The following is a 16,062-nucleotide window of genomic DNA, read 5'->3' as shown; positions in this document are numbered from 1 at the left end:
GGCCTCTCGATTCAAGCACTGACGTCTCTGGAATACTGGATCGCCCGGTCGAGCCGGGCGATGACAGCGGAGATGATGGCCGGATCAATAATCCTTCAGCAGCCGCTCGATGTAGTCGAGCTCGATCTGCGGCCGTGACGGATCGGCGAGGCGGCGGCGCAGCTCTTCGAGGATACGGCGGACGCGCTGGACGTCGATCTCGCCGGGGATCTTCACCGTGTAGTCGTCGCCGAATTCGCGGCCATGCAGCGGACGGCCGAGCGGATCGGTCTGGTTGCCGCCGCTCTGCTGGCGGCCGGCGCGGTTGCCGGGGCCATCGCCGGGCTGATCGCCGTCACCCTGCTGCATCGCGTCGGCAAGGCTCTGGGCGCCCTTGCGCAGCGCATCCAGCGCGCGGCCCTGCGAATCCACCGCGCCGTCGGCGTTGCCCTCGCCGAGCCGGCCGGAGGCATCGCCCATCGCGGAATCGGCCTGGTCGAGCCCATCGCCGTCGTCGCCCTGATCCCCCTGATCGCCGCCTTGCTCGCCCTGCTGGGCCTGATCGCCCTTCTGACCTTTCTGGCCCTTCTGGCCGCGCTGCTCCGGCCCCATGCCGCGCTTGGCGAGCTCGTCCTGCAGCTTCTTCAGGCGGTCGCGCAGCGCCTGCTGATCCTGCTGCAGGTCGCCCATCGACTGGTCGCCCTGCTTGCCGCGCATGCGGTCGCGGCGGGAATCCTGGCCCTGCTTGAAGGTCTTGTCGCGCAACTGCTGCTGCTTGCGGATCATGTCGCCGAGCTCGTTGAGCGACTGCTGCATGTCGTCGTCGCCCTGGTTGGGCTGCGCCATCTGCAGGTTTTCCAGCATCTGCTGCATCTGTTCCAGCAGCTGCCGTGCCGCGTCCTTGTCGCCGGAGCGCGACAGCCGCTCCATGCGATCGAGCATGTTCTTGAGGTCCTGCTGGCTCAGCACCTTGGCATTGGGATCGAGCGGCCGGGCGAGCTGCTGCGGATTGTTGCGGAACTGCTCGACCATCTGGCGCAGGAAATTGTCCAGCGCAGCGCGCAGATTGTCGGTGAGCTTCTTGATCTCCTCGTCGGTCGCGCCGCGCTCCAGCGCCTGCTTGAGTGCGTCCTGCGCCGCGCGCAGCGCCTTGTCGACGTCGCTGATATTGCCGTCCTCGATGGTGACGGCGAGCGCCCACAGGCTGGCGACGACCTCGCGCAGCTGATCGTCGGTGCGCGCCGCCTCGAGCTGGCGGGCCACGGTGTGGAGGCCGAGATAATAGCCGGTCTCCGGCATGAACATTTCCGGCGCGATCATCAGCGCATCGAGCGCGGCGTAGACCTGGCCGTTCTGGTTGGCATCGAGCGCCAGGATGCGGCGCTGCTCGATCAGCGCGCGCGCCAGCGGCTTGGTGAACAGCCGCTCCGGCAGCCGCATGTTGAAGGGCTCGCTCTTGCCCTCATTGCCAGCCTCGTCCTTGGCGGTCAGCGTCAGCGTCACGTCGGCGCCGGCATAGGGATCTTCGCTGAGGTCCTTGACGGTCTGGCCGACGCCGTTGCGGGTGCGCGCATTCGGCAGCACCAGCGCGAACTGCGGCGGCTCGAACAGCGGCCGCGGCTGCGCGGCCTTGCCGTCGGCATCCTTGGTCGAATCCTTGGTCGCGTCTTTGGGCGCATCGGCGGGCCGCGCCGCGAACTGCGCGTGCGCTTCGGTCACGCCGTAATCGTCCTCGAGCCGGTAGGACATCTGCAGGGCGCCGCGCGCCTGCCGCTCCGGATCCTTGGCGAGCGCGATCGACGGCGGGCGGTCGGGCGTCGCAGTGAATTTCCACTGCGGCTGGCCGGCCGGCGCGCGGACATGCGCGGTGCCGTCGCCGGTGATCTTGAAATGCCGCTCATTGGTGCCCTTCGGCGCCTGCCCTTCCGGCGCCACCTCGGCAACGCCGCCACCGACCACGACGTCGATGGTGCCGCCACTGGAGCGCACCAGCAGCGTGCTGCCCGAGGGAACCGCGAGCGGGGTGGTGTCGGCCGCGTTGGCGTCCTTGTTGGCGTTCGACAGGATGATCGGCGGCTTGCCGGTGTAGTTCGGCGGTGTCACCCAGGCGTCGACCCTGACATTGGCCGGCGCCATGATGCCGTTCCAGTCGAACGCGGAGGCGACCCGCAGCCCGCGCTCGTCGCCGGCCGCGATATAGCTTGCGACCAGCATGACGATGACCAGCGCGCGCAGCGCCCAGGGGTCGTGCAGCGAGACGCGCGGCCGCGGCAGGCCGGCGCGGATGCGCTTGATCGAAGCCAGCGTGCGCTCGCGCTGCGCCTGCCACAGCGCCAGCGCAAACGGATCCTTGTTGGTGAGCGTATCGGACAGCGTGGTCGCGGGGCGATGCGGGATGCCGGCGCCGCGGTCGAGCCGGCTCAGGCCCTCCTCGCGGCTCGGCCAGCGGAAGCGCACCAGCGGCGCCAACGCCGCGAGCGCGGCAAGACCGAACAGGCCGGCACCGGCGACGCGTGCGGCAAACGGCAGCAGCAGCCACAGCCCGGCCCAGGATGCGACCAGGAACAAACCCACGACCGTCAGGAACCGCGCCAGATGCGGCCAGGCCCGCTCCCACGCAATCGCGAATCTTGCCCGCTGCAGAGCCTCGGTCAATTTCAGCCGCGCGATCGCATCGCTGTCGCGGACCGCGCGTGAGGCGTTGTCAGACGGGTCGATGTTGGCTCCGCTCAATAAAATCTCCGGGGTAGCCGGCAGGTCAGCCTAGCACGGCGGCGGCTTTGAGGCACCCGTTCCGGGGCGTAACCCACACCGGGAAATACGCATAACACGAAGGCGTGACTGCGGCGGTTCGACCCCGTAACTTCCCGGCCCGAACCAACGCCTTAACGCACGAGGAAACGATATGGACCAGAAGACGCACGACAAGGGGCTCGAAATCCGCAAGGCGGTGCTCGGCGAGGCCTATGTCAACAATGCGCTGAAGAACTCGGACAGCTTCAACAAGCCGTTCCAGGAACTCGTCACGGAATATTGCTGGGGCGCAGTCTGGGGCCGCGAGGAGCTGCCGCGCAAGACCCGCAGCATGCTCAACCTCGCCATGATCTCGATCCTGAACCGGCCGCACGAACTGAAGGCGCACATCAAGGGCGCGCTGACCAACGGCGTGTCCCGCGACGAGATCCGCGAGATCTTCATGCAGGTCTCGATCTATGCCGGCATCCCGGCCGGCGTCGACAGCTTCCGCATCGCGCGCGAGGTATTCGCCGAACTCGACAAGGCGTGAGGCGCTGCTGCCTCCGCATCGTCGTCCCGGCGAAAGCCGGGACCCATAACCACAGGCCTTCGTGGTTAGAGATGCCGGGGCGCCAGCCTCGCACAACAATCAAAAGCGGTGGTTATGGGTCCCTGCTTTCGCAGGGACGACACTGAATGTGGGGCGCGGAACATCGCGCATAACAAAGAAAAGGAAACGACCCATGGAAATCGGATTCATCGGCCTCGGGAAGATGGGCTTCCCGATGGCACGCCGGCTGATCGAGGCCGACCACAAGCTCACCGTGTTCGACACCAGCAAGGACGCGCTCGACAGGCTGGTTGCGCTCGGCGCTGCGGCGGCATCGTCGCCGAAGGACATCGCCGACCGCGTCGAGACCGTGATGGCGAGCCTGCCGTCGCTGCAGGCCTCGCTCGAGGTTGCGACCGGCCCAGGCGGCGTGATCGAGGGCACGCGTGTCAAGCGCTTCATCGATCTCTCTACCGTCGGCTCGCGGATGGCCGTGAAGATCCACGATCTGCTGGCGAACAAGAACATCGTGCAGATCGACAGCCCGGTTTCGGGTGGCGTGTCAGGCGCCGAGAAGGGCACGCTGGCGGTGATGGTGTCGGGCCCGCGCGCCGATTTCGAGCTGGTGAAATCCGCGCTCGACGTCATCGGCAAGGTGTTCTTCATCGGCACCAAGCCCGGCTCCGGCCAGACCATGAAGCTCGCCAACAACTTCCTGTCCGCAACCGCGATGGTCGCAACATCCGAGGCCGTCGTGATGGGCGTGAAGTCCGGGCTCGATCCCGCAGTCATGATCGACGTCATCAATGCCGGCTCGGGGCTGAACACCGCGAGCCGCGACAAGTTTCCGCGCTCGGTCTTGCCGCGCAGCTTCGACTTCGGCTTCGCCACCGGGTTGATGGTCAAGGACGTGCGCCTTGCCGTCGAGGAGATGCGCGCGCTCGGGCTGTCGATGGAAGTCGCCGAAGCGGTCGGCCGGCTCTGGGAGGTCATCATCCGCGACGAGGGACCGGAGTCGGATTTCACCGCGGCGATCAAGCCGATCGAGAAGGCTGCGGGCGTGATCGTCGGCGGGGCCAAGGGCGGTAGTCACGCCGCGAAGTAAGCGCCGTGAAAAAAAGACGTCGTCCCGGGCAAGCAAAGCGCGACCCGGGACCCATAACCACAGGCGTTTGTGGTTTAGCTGAGCTGGAGCTCCAGCTCGGCATGACAATCAGGTGCGGTGGTTATGGTCCCGGCCTTCACCGGGACGACACCGTTAGTGAGGCGCCATCAGCGCCTCACAGCCACGGCGCCGGCTTGTCCATCGCGATCAGCGCATCGACGTCGATGCGCGGGCGCACGACGGCGTACTGGTCGTCCTTGACCAGCACCTCCGGCACCAGCGGCCGCGTGTTGTAGGTGCCGGACTGCACCGCGCCATAGGCGCCCGCGGTCATGATCGCGAGGAGATCGCCGGCCTTCGGCTGCGGCAGCGCGCGGTCGAGCGCAAGATAGTCGCCGGTCTCGCAGACCGGGCCGACCACGTCTGCGACCATCGTGGGCGTATCAGGCGCCGGCTGCCGCACGGGCAGGATGTCGTGATACGCTTCATACAGCGTCGGCCGGATCAGATCGTTCATCGCGGCGTCGATGATGACGAAGTTCTTGGCATCGCCCGGCTTCACATGGATCACGCGGGCAACCAGGATGCCGGCATTGCCGACGATCATGCGGCCCGGCTCGAACATCAGCGTGCAACCGAGATTGTGCGTGACGCGCTTGACCATCGCGGCATAGGCACTGGGTTCCGGCGGCGCGGCGCGGTCCATGTAATAGGGAATGCCAAGGCCGCCGCCGAAATCGACATGCGAGATATCGTGACCGTCGGCGCGCAGCGTCTGCACGAATTCGGCGAGCAGCCGGAAGGCCGCCTCAAGCGGACCGAGATCGGTGATCTGGCTGCCGATATGCACGTCGGTGCCGGTGACCTTGATGCCCGGCAGCTTCGCCGCGCGGGCATAGACCTCGCGGGCGCGGGCGATCGGAATGCCGAACTTGTTCTCCGACTTGCCGGTGGAAATCTTGGCGTGAGTGCCGGCATCGACATCGGGATTGACCCGCACCGAGATCCGCGCCGTGGTCTTCATCTCGACCGCCAGCCGCGACAGCATTTCGAGCTCCGGCTCGGACTCGATGTTGATGCAGAGAATGTCGGTAGCGAGTGCGGCGCGCAGCTCGCTTTCGGTCTTGCCGACGCCGGAGAATACGATCTTCGACGGCGGAATGCCGGCCGCCAGCGCCCGCTTCAACTCACCGCCGGACACCACATCGGCGCCGGCGCCGAGCTTGGCCAGCGTGCGCAGCACCGACTGATTGGAGTTCGCCTTCATGGCGTAGCAGACCAGCGCCTTCTCGCCGGCGAAAGCTCGGTGAAGACGCGGTAGTGCCGCTCCAGCGTCGCCGTCGAATAGCAATAGAACGGCGTGCCGACGGCTTCCGCGAGCTCAATGAGATTGACCGCCTCGGCATGCAGCACGCCGTTGCGATAGTCGAAATGATTCATGACGCGCTTTATTGTTTGAGCATGATCTCTTCGGAAAACCGCTTCGCACTTTTCCGCATCATGCTCGAGATATTAATTGCCGAGCAGCGGATCGAGGACGAAGGGCCGTTTATTGCCACGCGTCGCGGCCGGCGCGGCATCCGAGCCATAGGTCGGATTGAACACGCTGGGCTGCGCCGCCCGCTCGCTCTCGGTGTCGCTCGCGGCTGCGCCCGGCGCGGCGTTCGCGGTCGGCGGCAGGTCAAGCGGTCCCTTGCGGCCGCAGCCGCCGAGCGCGAGCGCTGACACGCTCAGCACAATCATGGCCCATCCCGAGGGGGTCAGGCGGTTCTTGCTAATCACGACGAATTCCCCAATTCGGGCGGCACCATACAAACATTGGCGTGCTCTGGCGAGAGGCGGTGGCCTGAGAAATCACGACCAAATTTTGCGGTTCAGCCCAATTTTCGCTCTTTTTCCAGCCGCTTGGCCCAGGCCTTGGCCTGCGCCATCACATTCTTCGGCGCCGTGCCGCCAAACGAGGTCCGGCTCTTCACCGAGGATTCGACGCTGAGCACCTTGAGCGCGTCGGCGGTGATCTTCGGTTCGACCTCCTGCATGGCCGCAAGCGGCAGCTCGTGCAGTGCCACGCCCTTGCTGGAGGCCAGGCCGACGATCCGCCCGGTAACGTGGTGGGCATCGCGGAACGGCATTTTCAGGCTGCGCACCAGCCAGTCGGCAAGGTCGGTGGCGGTGGCGTAGCCCTCGCCGGCCGCAGCCTTCATCTTCGCCTCATCAGGCACCAGATCCTCGACCATGCCGGTCATGGCGCGGATCGCGAGCGACAGCGCCTCGAACGCCTCCATCGCGCCCTGCTTGTCCTCCTGCATGTCCTTTTGATAGGCGAGCGGTAGGCCCTTCATCACGATCAGGAGCGCGGTGAGCGCGCCGATCACGCGGCCGGTCTTGGCGCGCACGAGTTCCGCCGCATCCGGATTGCGCTTCTGCGGCATGATCGACGAGCCGGTCGTGAACTTGTCGCTGAGCTTGACCAGACCGACCAGGGGCGAGGTCCAGATCACGATCTCCTCGGCGAAGCGCGACATGTGAACCGCGCAGATCGCGGCCGCCGACAGCGTCTCGAGCACGAAATCGCGGTCCGATACCGCGTCGAGCGAGTTGGCCATCGGCCGGTCGAAGCCGAGTGCCTTCGCCGTCGCGGCGCGGTCGATCGGAAAGGAGGTGCCGGCGAGCGCCGCGGCGCCGAGCGGCGATTCGTTCAGCCGCTTGCGCGCATCGGTGAAGCGGCCACGGTCGCGGCCGGCCATCTCGACATAGGCCAGCAGGTGATGGCCGAAGGTCACCGGCTGCGCGGTCTGCAGATGGGTGAAGCCCGGCATCACCGTTCCGGCATGCTCCAGCGCGCGGGTGACCAGCGCCTGCTGGAACGCAGCCAGCGCCGCGTTTGCCTCGTCGATGGTATCGCGGACATAGAGCCGGAAATCGGTCGCGACCTGGTCGTTGCGCGAGCGCGCGGTATGCAGCCGGCCCGCCGCGGGCCCGATCAGCTCGGACAGCCGCGACTCGACATTCATATGGATGTCCTCGAGCGCGCGCTTGAAGTCGAAATCGCCCTTGCCGATTTCTGACAAAATCGTGTCTAGACCTTTACCGATATTTTTCGCATCAGCTGACGTGATGATGCCTTGCGCGGCGAGCATCGCGGCGTGGGCCTTGGACGCGGCAATGTCCTGGGCATAGAGGTGCCGGTCGACGTCGATGGAGACGTTGATTTCCTCCATGATCGCGTCAGGACGCTCCGAGAACCGGCCGCCCCACATCTTGTTGCTCATGACATCTCGCTCACGAATTTGTATTTCAGGCCGTGCTGTTTCATTGGCCGTGGCGGCGAAACAGCATGGCGGTTCCCAACGTATTCCCGGCACTGCATAGCCATATCTGACCCAGGATGACAAACGATATGCCCGAGACGACCCCGTCCGAACCGACCGCCAAGCCGACGGCCAAATGGCGCATCCCGCTGGTGATCGGCGCCGTGCTGGTCGGAGCCGTGCTCGGCTATGTCGGGGTCTCCGGCCTCAGGCATCCGGCGGGCGGCGACGTCGCCTGCAACAGCGCGGTGGACCTGGCCAAGAAGATCGCCCCGCTGGCCCATGGCGAGGTCGCGGCGCTGACCATGGCGACCACCCCCTTGAGGCTGCCCGATCTCGCCTTCGAGGACGCCAACGGCCAGCCCAAGAAGCTGTCGGACTGGCGCGGCAAGACCGTGCTGGTCAATCTGTGGGCGACCTGGTGCGTGCCCTGCCGCAAGGAAATGCCGGCGCTCGACAGCCTGCAGACCAAGCTCGGCGGCAAGGATTTCGAGGTGGTCGCGATCAACATCGACACCCGCGACCCGGACAAGCCGAAAAACTTCCTGAAAGAGGCCAATCTGACCAATCTCGGCTATTTCAGCGACCAGAAAGCCAAGGTATTCCAGGACCTTAAGAACATAGGCAAGGCGCTGGGCATGCCGACCTCGGTGCTGGTCGACGGCAAGGGCTGCGAAATCGCCAATATCGCCGGCCCCGCCGAATGGGCGAGCGACGATGCGATCAAGCTGGTGAAGGCGGCTCTACAGCCTGCCGCGGCCGGCTTCTGATCAGGCGACGGCGTTGAGGTTGCCGCCGACGCCGGGCGCCAGATTCGCGGTAGAGGGGCTGCCGAGCAGGGTCTGAACCGCGAACTTTTCCGCGTCGAGGTTCTGCTTGGTCACGCGGGTCGCGATCTCACCCTGCAGATTGCCCTGCTGCATCGAGAGGATGCTGCTGACCATGCTCATCGTGTCCATACGCGGTACTCCCAAGTTCGACCTTAGGTAGCGCGCGAAAGTTAATGCTTGGGTAACGGATCGCCGCGTCAGGCTGACGCATCGTCGTCTTCATGGCGCAGGAGGTCGCCGGGCTGGCACTTCAGATAGGTGCAGATCCGCTCCAGCGTGTCGAACCGGACGCCCTTCACCTTGCCCTGCTTGAGCAGGGACAGATTGGCCTCGGTGATCCCGACATATTCAGCAAGCTCCTTCGATTTCACGTTGCGCTCGGCGAGCATCACGTTGAGGCGGACCCGGATCGGCATCGCAACCGCCTCAGACGAATTGCGCGTGCTCGTCGGCGATCGCATTGGCTTCAGCCATCACCCAGGCCGTGACCGCGACCAGACCCGCGAACAACAGCGCCAGCAGCGTGTCGGAGCCGAATGCGATGACGACGGACTTCCCCACCGCGTAGGTCTGCCAGCTCAGCAGGATCGAGAGCAACGCGCCGATCAGCGGCTTCATCACGGTCGAGGCCAGCATCGCAATCGCGAGGTCGCGCAACCCCGCGACATTATCCGCCGTGAAGAAGCGTCCCGCCGCGAACGAATTGAAGCAGCGCCGCACCCGCGACAGTCCCCAGATCAGACCGGCCAGCGGCAGCGCCGAGACCACGAGAGCGATCAGGCGGACCAGCCAGCCGATCGGATGGAACGCAATGCCGGTCAGCCCCGCATCGCGCAGGATCGCCTCATCCGGGCTCGCCAGCCAATAGGCCAGCAATCCCACGGCGAGCACGAACGAGATGCCGGTGCAGGCATAGGCAAGCAGGCGGCTGATCGCGCTGATGCGCGCGAGCCGGGCCGGCCGTGTCGACCGGGAAAGTTCTGACGAGAGGGACACAGACATGCTCGACCTCGGGACCGTTGACCTGATATTATTGTTTTACAATAATTAATATCTGCAAGTCAACATGCCTCGAAAGGTCCACCTCATGCTCGATCGTCCGGCGCACGCCATCTGCGCTCTTCTCTTACTGGCGACAGCCGCGCAGGCGCAGCCTTCGACATCGCGCGGACAGATCTCGGTGGCGCAGGTCAGGGCCATGCTGGATCAGGCCGCCACCAATCCGACCGCGCGCCAGACGTTGACGGCGTATCTGGCCGGGTCGGGCGAAACCGCCGGCTGGCTGCTGGATTCCGCGCGCGGCCTGCCGCCCTGTACCCGACGGCTGACGCTCGACGCCCAGCAGGCCCGCGATGCGATCGCAACTGCTCCCGCCACCGCCGCAGCCGAGACGCCGGCCACGCCGCTGATCATCCGCGACATGCTCAGGCGCGCCGGGTGTCGCTTGGCTGAATGACGGACGTCTAGGCCGCGTTCGCCGCGAAGGCTGCGCCGAGGGTGCGCAGCGCCTGCCGTGTCCGCGCGTCCGACAGTTTCGAGTGCAGCATGACGTCGCGCGACGGCAATGGCGGCAGGCCGAGCCGCGGCCCGAGGTCGATGGTATCGGCTGGCGCCACCCGGCGCGCCAGCGCGGCAACCGCGAGACCAGCTGATATCGCGGCCCCGATGGTCGATAGCCCGCCACCGACGAACGCCTCGGTCCAGGCGATGCCGGCAGCGTCGAGGACCTCGACCGCCATGGCCCGCACACTGCACGGCTCGGCTTGCGTCGCGAGCCGCAGCGGCTCGCCAGGCCGATGATGAAAATCGGGTGCAGCCATCCAGCCGAACGGCTCCTCGAACAGCACGTCGCCGTCGCGACGTTTGGCGTCATGACGCAGCACGACCGCCGCATCGAGCTTGCCGTCGTCGAATGCGCCGAGCACCGCGCGTGACGTATCGACATGCAGCTGGATCACCAGCCCCGGATCGGTGGCGTTCATCCGCTTCAACAGCGAGGCCAGCTCCGATCCGACGATGTGATGGCTGATGCCGACGACCAGGCGCCGATGCTCGACTGCAAACGAGCCGATCGCCGATTGATGCGCGGCGACCAGGTTGCGCGCCGCGCCTAGGAAGGCGGCGCCCTCGGCGGACAGCCGGACCAGCCGCGGCGTTCGCTCCAGCAGCCGCCGTCCGAGCCCGTCTTCCAGCCGCCTGATCTTCAGGCTGACCGCCGACTGTGTGGTCTCCATGACCTGCGCCGCGCGGGTGAAACTGCTGAGGTCGGCGACCAGGACAAAGGCCTGCACCGCCTCGACATCGAGCGCCTTCATGGAGCTACATTTAAAAATGATATCATTGAAATATCATTCCATATGATTTTTCAATGATCAAGAAGCTCCTAGGTTGGGTCGGAGACAATTCGACCTCAGGAGACCGCTATGGCGCTTGCGTCAGCCATCCCAACCCTCTCGCCGCGCATGAGCGGCATCAAGGCATCGCCCGCATCGGTGCTGCGTCGGCGCGCCCGCGAGCTGCGCGCCGCCGGACGCGACATCATCGAGCTGTCGTCGGGCAATCTGGATTTCCCGACGCCTGACCATGTGATCGCGGCGGCGCATGACGCGGCTTTGCGCGGCGAGACCCGTTACACCGATGTCGACGGCACGCCGGAGCTGAAGCGAGCGGTGCAGGCCGCGCTTCGGCGCGACCATCATCTCGACTATGGGCTGGATGAGATCGTCATCACCAATGGCTCGACCCAGGCGCTGTTCAATGCGCTACTGGCGACGCTGGGACCTGACGACGAGGTGATCATCCCCGCGCCCTATTGGGCGCCCTATCTCGACCAGGTGCGGCTTTCGGGCGGCACGCCCGTCGTCATGCCGTGCGTGCAGAACAACGGCTTCAAGCTGCGTGCCGAGGATCTGCAGGCGGCGATCTCGGCGCGGACGCGCTGGATCGTGATCAACAACCCGGTCAATCCCTCCGGTGCGCTGTATTCTCCCGAAGATCTCACCGAGATCGCCGCGGTGCTGTTGAAGCATCCGGACATCTTTGTGCTGGCCGACGGGCTCTACGAGCACATCGTGTTCGGCGGCGTGCCTGCGCCGACGCTTGCGAACATCGCGCCGCGCCTGAAGCCGCGGACACTGACCGTCAGCGGCCTCGCCAAGTCCTACGCGATGATGGGATGGCGGATCGGTTATGCCGCCGGACCAGCGGCGCTGATCCGCGCGATGATCGCGATCCAGTCGCAGACCACGTCCGGCGCATCGTCGATCAGCCAGGCTGCCGCGGTCGCCGCGCTCGATGGCGCGCAGGATGTGCTGCTCGAGCGCGCCGCCATCCTTCGCGCGCGGCGCGATCGCTTTGCCGAACTCGTGAACGGATGCGCCGGGCTCTCCTGCACGCCGCCGGAAGGCACGTTCTATCTGCTGGTCAACTGCGCCGGCGTGATCGGCAAGCGCTCGCCTGACGGCAAGGTGATCGAGACCGACCGAGACTTCTCGACTTATCTGCTCGAGGAAGCGGACGTCGTGGTGTTTCCCGGCGAGGATCTCGGGCTGTCGCCCTATGTCCGCATCAGCTTCGCCAACCCATCATCGACCATCGAGGAAGCCGCGAGGCGGCTGAAGCGCGCCTGCGAGGCACTGCAATGACACCTCATGCGCAGAGCCAGCGGCTCGCGCTGACGGCGCATCTGCTCGGGCTTGGAACGGGTGTGACGATGGTTGTCAGTCTCGTGCCCGCGACGCTTGCGCTGCTGCGGGCACTGATCTGAAGGCGCGTTGATTACCGGGTCGGGATCGGCTTGTCGCCGCGATAGTCGTAGAAACCGCGCTGGCTCTTGCGTCCGAGCCAGCCGGCTTCGACATATTTCACTAGCAGCGGGCACGGCCGGTACTTGGAGTCGGCCAGCCCCTCGTGCAGCACCTGCATGATCGACAGGCAGGTGTCGAGGCCGATGAAATCGGCGAGCTCGAGCGGGCCCATCGGATGGTGCGCGCCGAGCTTCATCGCGGCGTCGATCGCCTCGACGTTGCCGACGCCTTCATACAGCGTGTAAATCGCCTCGTTGATCATCGGCAGCAGGATGCGGTTGACGATGAAGGCGGGGAAATCTTCCGACACCGCGACCTGCTTGCCGAGCTTGGCGACGAACGCCTTGGCGGTGTCGAAGGTCGTGTCGTCGGTGGCGATGCCGCGGATCAGCTCGACCAGCTCCATTGCCGGCACCGGATTCATGAAATGAATGCCGATGAATTTCTCCGGGCGGTCGGTCGAGGCGGCGAGCCGCGTGATCGAGATCGACGACGAGTTGGTCGCGACGATCGCGTCCGGCTTCAGCACCGCGCAGACGTCGTGGAAGATCTTGCGCTTGGTCTCTTCTTTCTCGATCGCGGTCTCGATCACGAGATCGCAGTCGGCCAGCGCATCGATCGTCTCGGCGGAGGTGATGCGGTCGAGCGCCTGCTTGCGCTCGGTCTCGCTGATCGCCTTCTTGGCGACCTGGCGGGTCAGATTGCCGTTGATGGTCGCCAGCGCCGACTTCAGCCGGTCGCCGGACACGTCGTTGAGCACCACGTCGAAGCCGGCCAGCGCCGCCACGTGAGCAATGCCATTGCCCATCTGGCCCGAACCGATCACGCCGACCTTTTTGATTGCCACCGTCATCTTGTCATCCACCGGAACGGCGCGCATGTCGCGCCTGCCCAATCCCAACGATACCCGAAGTGCAGCCTTCCGGGTTGCCCAATCCGCCGGAAAACGCTTCCCGGGACCATGATGTGATGACAGGTCATCACATCCCGATCCCATTTCCCCCTGTCGGGCACGATCCTTCCGGAAAAACGTTTCCAGATCATTGCCTCGAAAATCATAACACCGGCCGGAGCTTACCCATCCGGCCGGTGTCTTGTCGGTTACTTTCCGAGCTTGCCGAGCGCTTCGGTGAGCTCCGGAACCGCCTGGTAGAGGTCGGCAACCAGGCCATAATCGGCGACCTGGAAGATCGGCGCGTCTTCATCCTTGTTGATGGCGACGATCACCTTGGAGTCCTTCATGCCGGCCAGATGCTGGATCGCGCCCGAGATGCCGACCGCGACATAGAGTTCCGGGGCCACCACCTTGCCGGTCTGGCCGACCTGCCAGTCGTTCGGCGCATAGCCGGCATCGACCGCGGCGCGCGAGGCGCCGACGCCGGCACCGAGCTTGTCGGCGAGCGGCTCGATGTACTTGGCGAAGTTCTCGCGGCTCTGCATGGCGCGGCCACCCGAGACGATGATCTTGGCCGAGGTCAGTTCCGGACGGTCGCTCTTGGCGACCTCCTCGCCGACGAACGTGGACAGACCCGGATCGGCGGCCGATGCGGCGTTCTCGATCGCCGCGCTGCCGCCTTCGCCGGCTGCGGCAAAGGTCGAGGTGCGGACCGTGATCACCCTCTTGGCGTCCTTCGACTTCACGGTCTGGATCGCGTTGCCGGCATAGATCGGCCGCTCATAGGTGTCGGGCGCGACGACCTTGATGATCTCGGAGACCTGCATGACGTCGAGCAGCGCTGCGACGCGCGGCATCACGTTCTTGAAGCGCGAGGTCGCGGGCGCGACGAAGGCGTCGTAGCCGGGCGCCAGCGCGACGATCAGCGCAGCCAGCGGCTCGGCAAGGTCGTGCTCATAGGCGGGGCCTTCGGCCACCAGCACCTTGCTGACGCCGGCGAGCTTGGCGGCTGCTTCCGCCGCCGCTTGGTGCCCTGGCCGCCACCGGCAACCAGCACATGCACGTCGCCGCCGAGCTGGCTCGCCGCGGTCAGCGCTTTGTTGGTCGAGTCCTTCAGGGTCTCGTGGTCGTGTTCAGCAATCAACAGCGTCGTCATCAGAGAACCCCGGCTTCGGTCTTGAGCTTGTTCACGAGTTCGGCGACGTCCTTGACCTTGACGCCCGCCTTGCGGCCTGCCGGTTCCGCGGTCTTCAGCACTTCCAGACGCGGCGTCACATCAACGCCGTAGTCAGCGACGCTCTTGTCGTCGATCGGCTTCTTCTTCGCCTTCATGATGTTGGGCAGCGACGCATAGCGCGGCTCGTTGAGGCGGAGGTCAGTTGTGACGATCGCCGGGCCCTTGAGCTTGATGGTCTGCAGGCCGCCGTCGACTTCGCGCGTGACCTTGAAGTCGCTTCCTTCGACTTCGAGCTTGGAAGCGAAGGTCGCCTGCGACCAGCCGAGCAGCGCGGCCAGCATCTGGCCGGTCTGGTTCGAATCGTCGTCGATCGCCTGCTTGCCGAGAATAACGAGGCCGGGCTGCTCCGCCTCGACCACCGCCTTCAGGATCTTGGCGACACCGAGCGGTTCGACATTGCCTTCGGCCTTGACCAGGATGCCGCGGTCGGCGCCCATCGCAAGGGCGGTGCGAATGGTCTCGGAGGCCTGCGCGGGTCCGATCGACACCACCACCACTTCGGTCGCCTTGCCGGCTTCCTTCAGCCGCAGTGCTTCCTCGACGGCGATTTCGTCGAACGGGTTCATCGACATCTTGACGTTGGCGAGCTCCACGCCCGTCCCGTCACTCTTGACGCGGACCTTGACGTTGTAGTCGACGACCCGCTTTACCGGCACAAGAACCTTCATCGATCCTCTTTCGCTTTGATTTTATGGGTTTCGGTTGGCTGGCGCGGAACCTAAAGGTCCCGTTTCCCCCGGTCAACGCGCCAAAGCCAAAAAACCGTCACCCGGTTTTGAGCCAGTCTAACGGTTCTGGCCCGGTACCCACAACACGTCGCCCGCCCCCTTATTGTTCTGGAAGCGGCTGGCAACGAACAGGAAATCCGACAGGCGGTTCATATACTGGATGCCAGCTTGATTGACCGGCTCGTCGGGCCGGGCGGCGAGTTCCACCATCATCCGTTCCGCGCGGCGACATATCGTCCGGGCGAGATGCAGATATGCAGCGGCAGGCGTGCCGCCGGGCAGCACGAACGAGGTCAGCGGCGCGAGCTGATCGTTCAGGCTGTCGATGTCGTGCTCGAGGCGCTCGACCTGGCTCGTCAGCACGCGCAGGCGTTCGGCCTTGCCCTCGCGCTCCGGCACCGCAAGGTCGGCGCCGAGATCGAACAGATCGTTCTGGATCCGGCCGAGCATCGCATCGACCTCGGGACGATCGGCCAGATGCAGCCGCACCACGCCGATCGCGGCGTTGGTCTCGTCGACCGTGCCGTAGGCGGCGACGCGCAGATCGTATTTCGGCCGCCGCTCGCCGGAGCCGAGCGCGGTGGTGCCGTCATCGCCGGTGCGCGTGTAGATCCGATTGAGAACGACCATGGCCGTGATCTCCTAAGATTTGCACTTCGCTGTTATCGCCCCATCGCCCACACCGCGAGCATCGCGATGACGATGGCGACGAACTGCAGCAGCACGCGCAGCCGCATCAGCTTCTGCGATGTGTTCGGCGAGCCGCCCTTCATCATATTGACGAGGCCGAGCAGGAGCACCAGCGCGACAGCGCCGACTGCGATGGGAAGAATGATCGTGCTGAGAAGAGATGTCATCTGCGGTACATAACACCGCGTGACGCGG

The 16,062-nt window shown here is 65.4% G+C and carries 17 protein-coding genes and 2 pseudogenes; 6 read left to right on the top strand and 13 right to left on the bottom strand.

What is annotated here, in order from left to right:
• Window positions 1–84: 84 nt before the first annotated feature.
• On the bottom strand, window positions 85–2,712 hold the full coding sequence (locus ALC15_RS24370) for a TIGR02302 family protein (RefSeq protein WP_050629460.1): 2,628 nt from the start codon (window positions 2,710–2,712) through the stop codon (window positions 85–87).
• Between the two features lie 172 nt (window positions 2,713–2,884).
• Here ALC15_RS24370 and ALC15_RS24365 point away from each other — a divergent pair, with 172 nt between their 5' ends.
• Together ALC15_RS24365 and ALC15_RS24360 are read left to right on the top strand one after the other, a co-directional pair.
• Entirely contained in the window at window positions 2,885–3,265 is a 381-nt protein-coding gene (locus ALC15_RS24365) for a carboxymuconolactone decarboxylase family protein (RefSeq protein ID WP_050629459.1), read from the top strand.
• 193 nt (window positions 3,266–3,458) lie between these two features.
• Window positions 3,459–4,370, top strand: a complete 912-nt coding sequence (locus ALC15_RS24360) for an NAD(P)-dependent oxidoreductase (protein WP_050629458.1) — start codon at window positions 3,459–3,461, stop codon at window positions 4,368–4,370.
• 175 nt (window positions 4,371–4,545) lie between these two features.
• On the opposite strand, the pseudogene lysA reads toward ALC15_RS24360, so the two are convergent.
• The 3 genes and pseudogenes from lysA to argH form a co-directional block, all read right to left on the bottom strand.
• Window positions 4,546–5,810, bottom strand: a pseudogene (gene lysA / locus ALC15_RS24355) (diaminopimelate decarboxylase).
• Between the two features lie 72 nt (window positions 5,811–5,882).
• The gene (gene lptM, locus ALC15_RS24350; protein ID WP_050629457.1) at window positions 5,883–6,152 is read right to left on the bottom strand and encodes an LPS translocon maturation chaperone LptM; all 270 of its coding nucleotides are present in this window, start codon (window positions 6,150–6,152) and stop codon (window positions 5,883–5,885) included.
• A 92-nt stretch (window positions 6,153–6,244) separates the two neighbouring features.
• On the bottom strand, window positions 6,245–7,642 hold the full coding sequence (gene argH / locus ALC15_RS24345; RefSeq protein ID WP_050629456.1) for an argininosuccinate lyase: 1,398 nt from the start codon (window positions 7,640–7,642) through the stop codon (window positions 6,245–6,247).
• Window positions 7,643–7,770: 128 nt separating this feature from the next.
• On the opposite strand from argH, the gene tlpA reads away from it, so the two are divergent.
• Complete coding sequence (tlpA, locus tag ALC15_RS24340) at window positions 7,771–8,451, top strand: thiol:disulfide interchange protein TlpA (RefSeq protein WP_050629509.1); 681 nt, start codon at window positions 7,771–7,773, stop codon at window positions 8,449–8,451.
• Here tlpA and ALC15_RS24335 read toward each other — a convergent pair whose 3' ends face one another.
• The 3 genes from ALC15_RS24335 to ALC15_RS24325 form a co-directional block, all read right to left on the bottom strand.
• Window positions 8,452–8,640 (bottom strand): putative motility protein, encoded by a 189-nt coding sequence (locus tag ALC15_RS24335; RefSeq protein WP_050629455.1) that lies wholly within the window; start codon window positions 8,638–8,640, stop codon window positions 8,452–8,454. It lies immediately after the preceding gene.
• A gap of 68 nt (window positions 8,641–8,708) precedes the next feature.
• Window positions 8,709–8,927 (bottom strand): helix-turn-helix domain-containing protein, encoded by a 219-nt coding sequence (locus tag ALC15_RS24330; RefSeq protein ID WP_021079458.1) that lies wholly within the window; start codon window positions 8,925–8,927, stop codon window positions 8,709–8,711.
• A gap of 10 nt (window positions 8,928–8,937) precedes the next feature.
• A complete protein-coding gene (locus tag ALC15_RS24325; RefSeq protein ID WP_050629454.1) occupies window positions 8,938–9,513 on the bottom strand; it encodes a DUF2975 domain-containing protein in 576 nt (191 codons plus the stop codon).
• Between the two features lie 85 nt (window positions 9,514–9,598).
• On the opposite strand from ALC15_RS24325, the gene ALC15_RS24320 reads away from it, so the two are divergent.
• A complete protein-coding gene (locus tag ALC15_RS24320) occupies window positions 9,599–9,967 on the top strand; it encodes a hypothetical protein (protein ID WP_050629453.1) in 369 nt (122 codons plus the stop codon).
• A gap of 7 nt (window positions 9,968–9,974) precedes the next feature.
• On the opposite strand, the gene ALC15_RS24315 is transcribed toward ALC15_RS24320, so the two are convergent.
• The gene (locus ALC15_RS24315) at window positions 9,975–10,826 is read right to left on the bottom strand and encodes a LysR substrate-binding domain-containing protein (protein ID WP_050629452.1); all 852 of its coding nucleotides are present in this window, start codon (window positions 10,824–10,826) and stop codon (window positions 9,975–9,977) included.
• 108 nt (window positions 10,827–10,934) lie between these two features.
• Here ALC15_RS24315 and ALC15_RS24310 point away from each other — a divergent pair, with 108 nt between their 5' ends.
• Window positions 10,935–12,155 carry an aminotransferase class I/II-fold pyridoxal phosphate-dependent enzyme gene (locus ALC15_RS24310; RefSeq protein WP_050629451.1) on the top strand — a complete coding sequence of 407 codons (1,221 nt, stop codon included), beginning with the start codon at window positions 10,935–10,937 and terminating at the stop codon, window positions 12,153–12,155.
• Window positions 12,152–12,277 carry a hypothetical protein gene (locus ALC15_RS47275; protein WP_283806295.1) on the top strand — a complete coding sequence of 42 codons (126 nt, stop codon included), beginning with the start codon at window positions 12,152–12,154 and terminating at the stop codon, window positions 12,275–12,277. Before ALC15_RS24310 ends, ALC15_RS47275 begins: the two co-directional genes overlap by 4 nt.
• An 11-nt stretch (window positions 12,278–12,288) precedes the next feature.
• Here ALC15_RS47275 and ALC15_RS24305 read toward each other — a convergent pair whose 3' ends face one another.
• The 5 genes and pseudogenes from ALC15_RS24305 to ALC15_RS24285 form a co-directional block, all read right to left on the bottom strand.
• Entirely contained in the window at window positions 12,289–13,170 is an 882-nt protein-coding gene (locus tag ALC15_RS24305) for a 3-hydroxybutyryl-CoA dehydrogenase (protein WP_050629508.1), read from the bottom strand.
• Between the two features lie 248 nt (window positions 13,171–13,418).
• Window positions 13,419–14,368 (bottom strand): annotated as a pseudogene (locus tag ALC15_RS24300) (electron transfer flavoprotein subunit alpha/FixB family protein).
• A complete protein-coding gene (locus tag ALC15_RS24295) occupies window positions 14,368–15,117 on the bottom strand; it encodes an electron transfer flavoprotein subunit beta/FixA family protein (RefSeq protein ID WP_050629450.1) in 750 nt (249 codons plus the stop codon). The pseudogene ALC15_RS24300 and the gene ALC15_RS24295 overlap by 1 nt, the downstream one beginning before the upstream one ends.
• Window positions 15,118–15,234: 117 nt before the next feature.
• A complete protein-coding gene (locus tag ALC15_RS24290) occupies window positions 15,235–15,807 on the bottom strand; it encodes a cob(I)yrinic acid a,c-diamide adenosyltransferase (protein ID WP_050629449.1) in 573 nt (190 codons plus the stop codon).
• 32 nt (window positions 15,808–15,839) lie between these two features.
• Window positions 15,840–16,034, bottom strand: a complete 195-nt coding sequence (locus tag ALC15_RS24285) for a twin transmembrane helix small protein (protein WP_050422790.1) — start codon at window positions 16,032–16,034, stop codon at window positions 15,840–15,842.
• Window positions 16,035–16,062: the final 28 nt, after the last annotated feature.

It is taken from the genome of Bradyrhizobium viridifuturi (genome assembly GCF_001238275.1).
In the GTDB taxonomy this organism is placed as follows: domain Bacteria; phylum Pseudomonadota; class Alphaproteobacteria; order Rhizobiales; family Xanthobacteraceae; genus Bradyrhizobium; species Bradyrhizobium viridifuturi.
Note: the sequence above shows the minus strand (reverse complement) of the source record. Positions and strands in the feature narration are given on the sequence as shown.

Bases quoted from the DNA above. Each gene is read 5' to 3' on its own strand.
- ALC15_RS24290 (WP_050629449.1), bottom strand. From the start codon at position 15,807: ATGGTCGTTCTCAATCGGATCTACACGCGCACCGGCGATGACGGCACC.
- argH (WP_050629456.1), bottom strand. From the start codon at position 7,642: ATGAGCAACAAGATGTGGGGCGGCCGGTTCTCGGAGCGTCCTGACGCG.
- ALC15_RS24320 (WP_050629453.1), top strand. From the start codon at position 9,599: ATGCTCGATCGTCCGGCGCACGCCATCTGCGCTCTTCTCTTACTGGCG.
- ALC15_RS24325 (WP_050629454.1), bottom strand. From the start codon at position 9,513: ATGTCTGTGTCCCTCTCGTCAGAACTTTCCCGGTCGACACGGCCGGCC.
- ALC15_RS24285 (WP_050422790.1), bottom strand. From the start codon at position 16,034: ATGACATCTCTTCTCAGCACGATCATTCTTCCCATCGCAGTCGGCGCT.
- ALC15_RS47275 (WP_283806295.1), top strand. From the start codon at position 12,152: ATGACACCTCATGCGCAGAGCCAGCGGCTCGCGCTGACGGCGCATCTG.
- ALC15_RS24315 (WP_050629452.1), bottom strand. From the start codon at position 10,826: ATGAAGGCGCTCGATGTCGAGGCGGTGCAGGCCTTTGTCCTGGTCGCC.
- ALC15_RS24305 (WP_050629508.1), bottom strand. From the start codon at position 13,170: ATGACGGTGGCAATCAAAAAGGTCGGCGTGATCGGTTCGGGCCAGATG.
- tlpA (WP_050629509.1), top strand. From the start codon at position 7,771: ATGCCCGAGACGACCCCGTCCGAACCGACCGCCAAGCCGACGGCCAAA.
- ALC15_RS24360 (WP_050629458.1), top strand. From the start codon at position 3,459: ATGGAAATCGGATTCATCGGCCTCGGGAAGATGGGCTTCCCGATGGCA.
- ALC15_RS24295 (WP_050629450.1), bottom strand. From the start codon at position 15,117: ATGAAGGTTCTTGTGCCGGTAAAGCGGGTCGTCGACTACAACGTCAAG.
- ALC15_RS24310 (WP_050629451.1), top strand. From the start codon at position 10,935: ATGGCGCTTGCGTCAGCCATCCCAACCCTCTCGCCGCGCATGAGCGGC.
- ALC15_RS24335 (WP_050629455.1), bottom strand. From the start codon at position 8,640: ATGGACACGATGAGCATGGTCAGCAGCATCCTCTCGATGCAGCAGGGC.
- ALC15_RS24365 (WP_050629459.1), top strand. From the start codon at position 2,885: ATGGACCAGAAGACGCACGACAAGGGGCTCGAAATCCGCAAGGCGGTG.
- ALC15_RS24330 (WP_021079458.1), bottom strand. From the start codon at position 8,927: ATGCCGATCCGGGTCCGCCTCAACGTGATGCTCGCCGAGCGCAACGTG.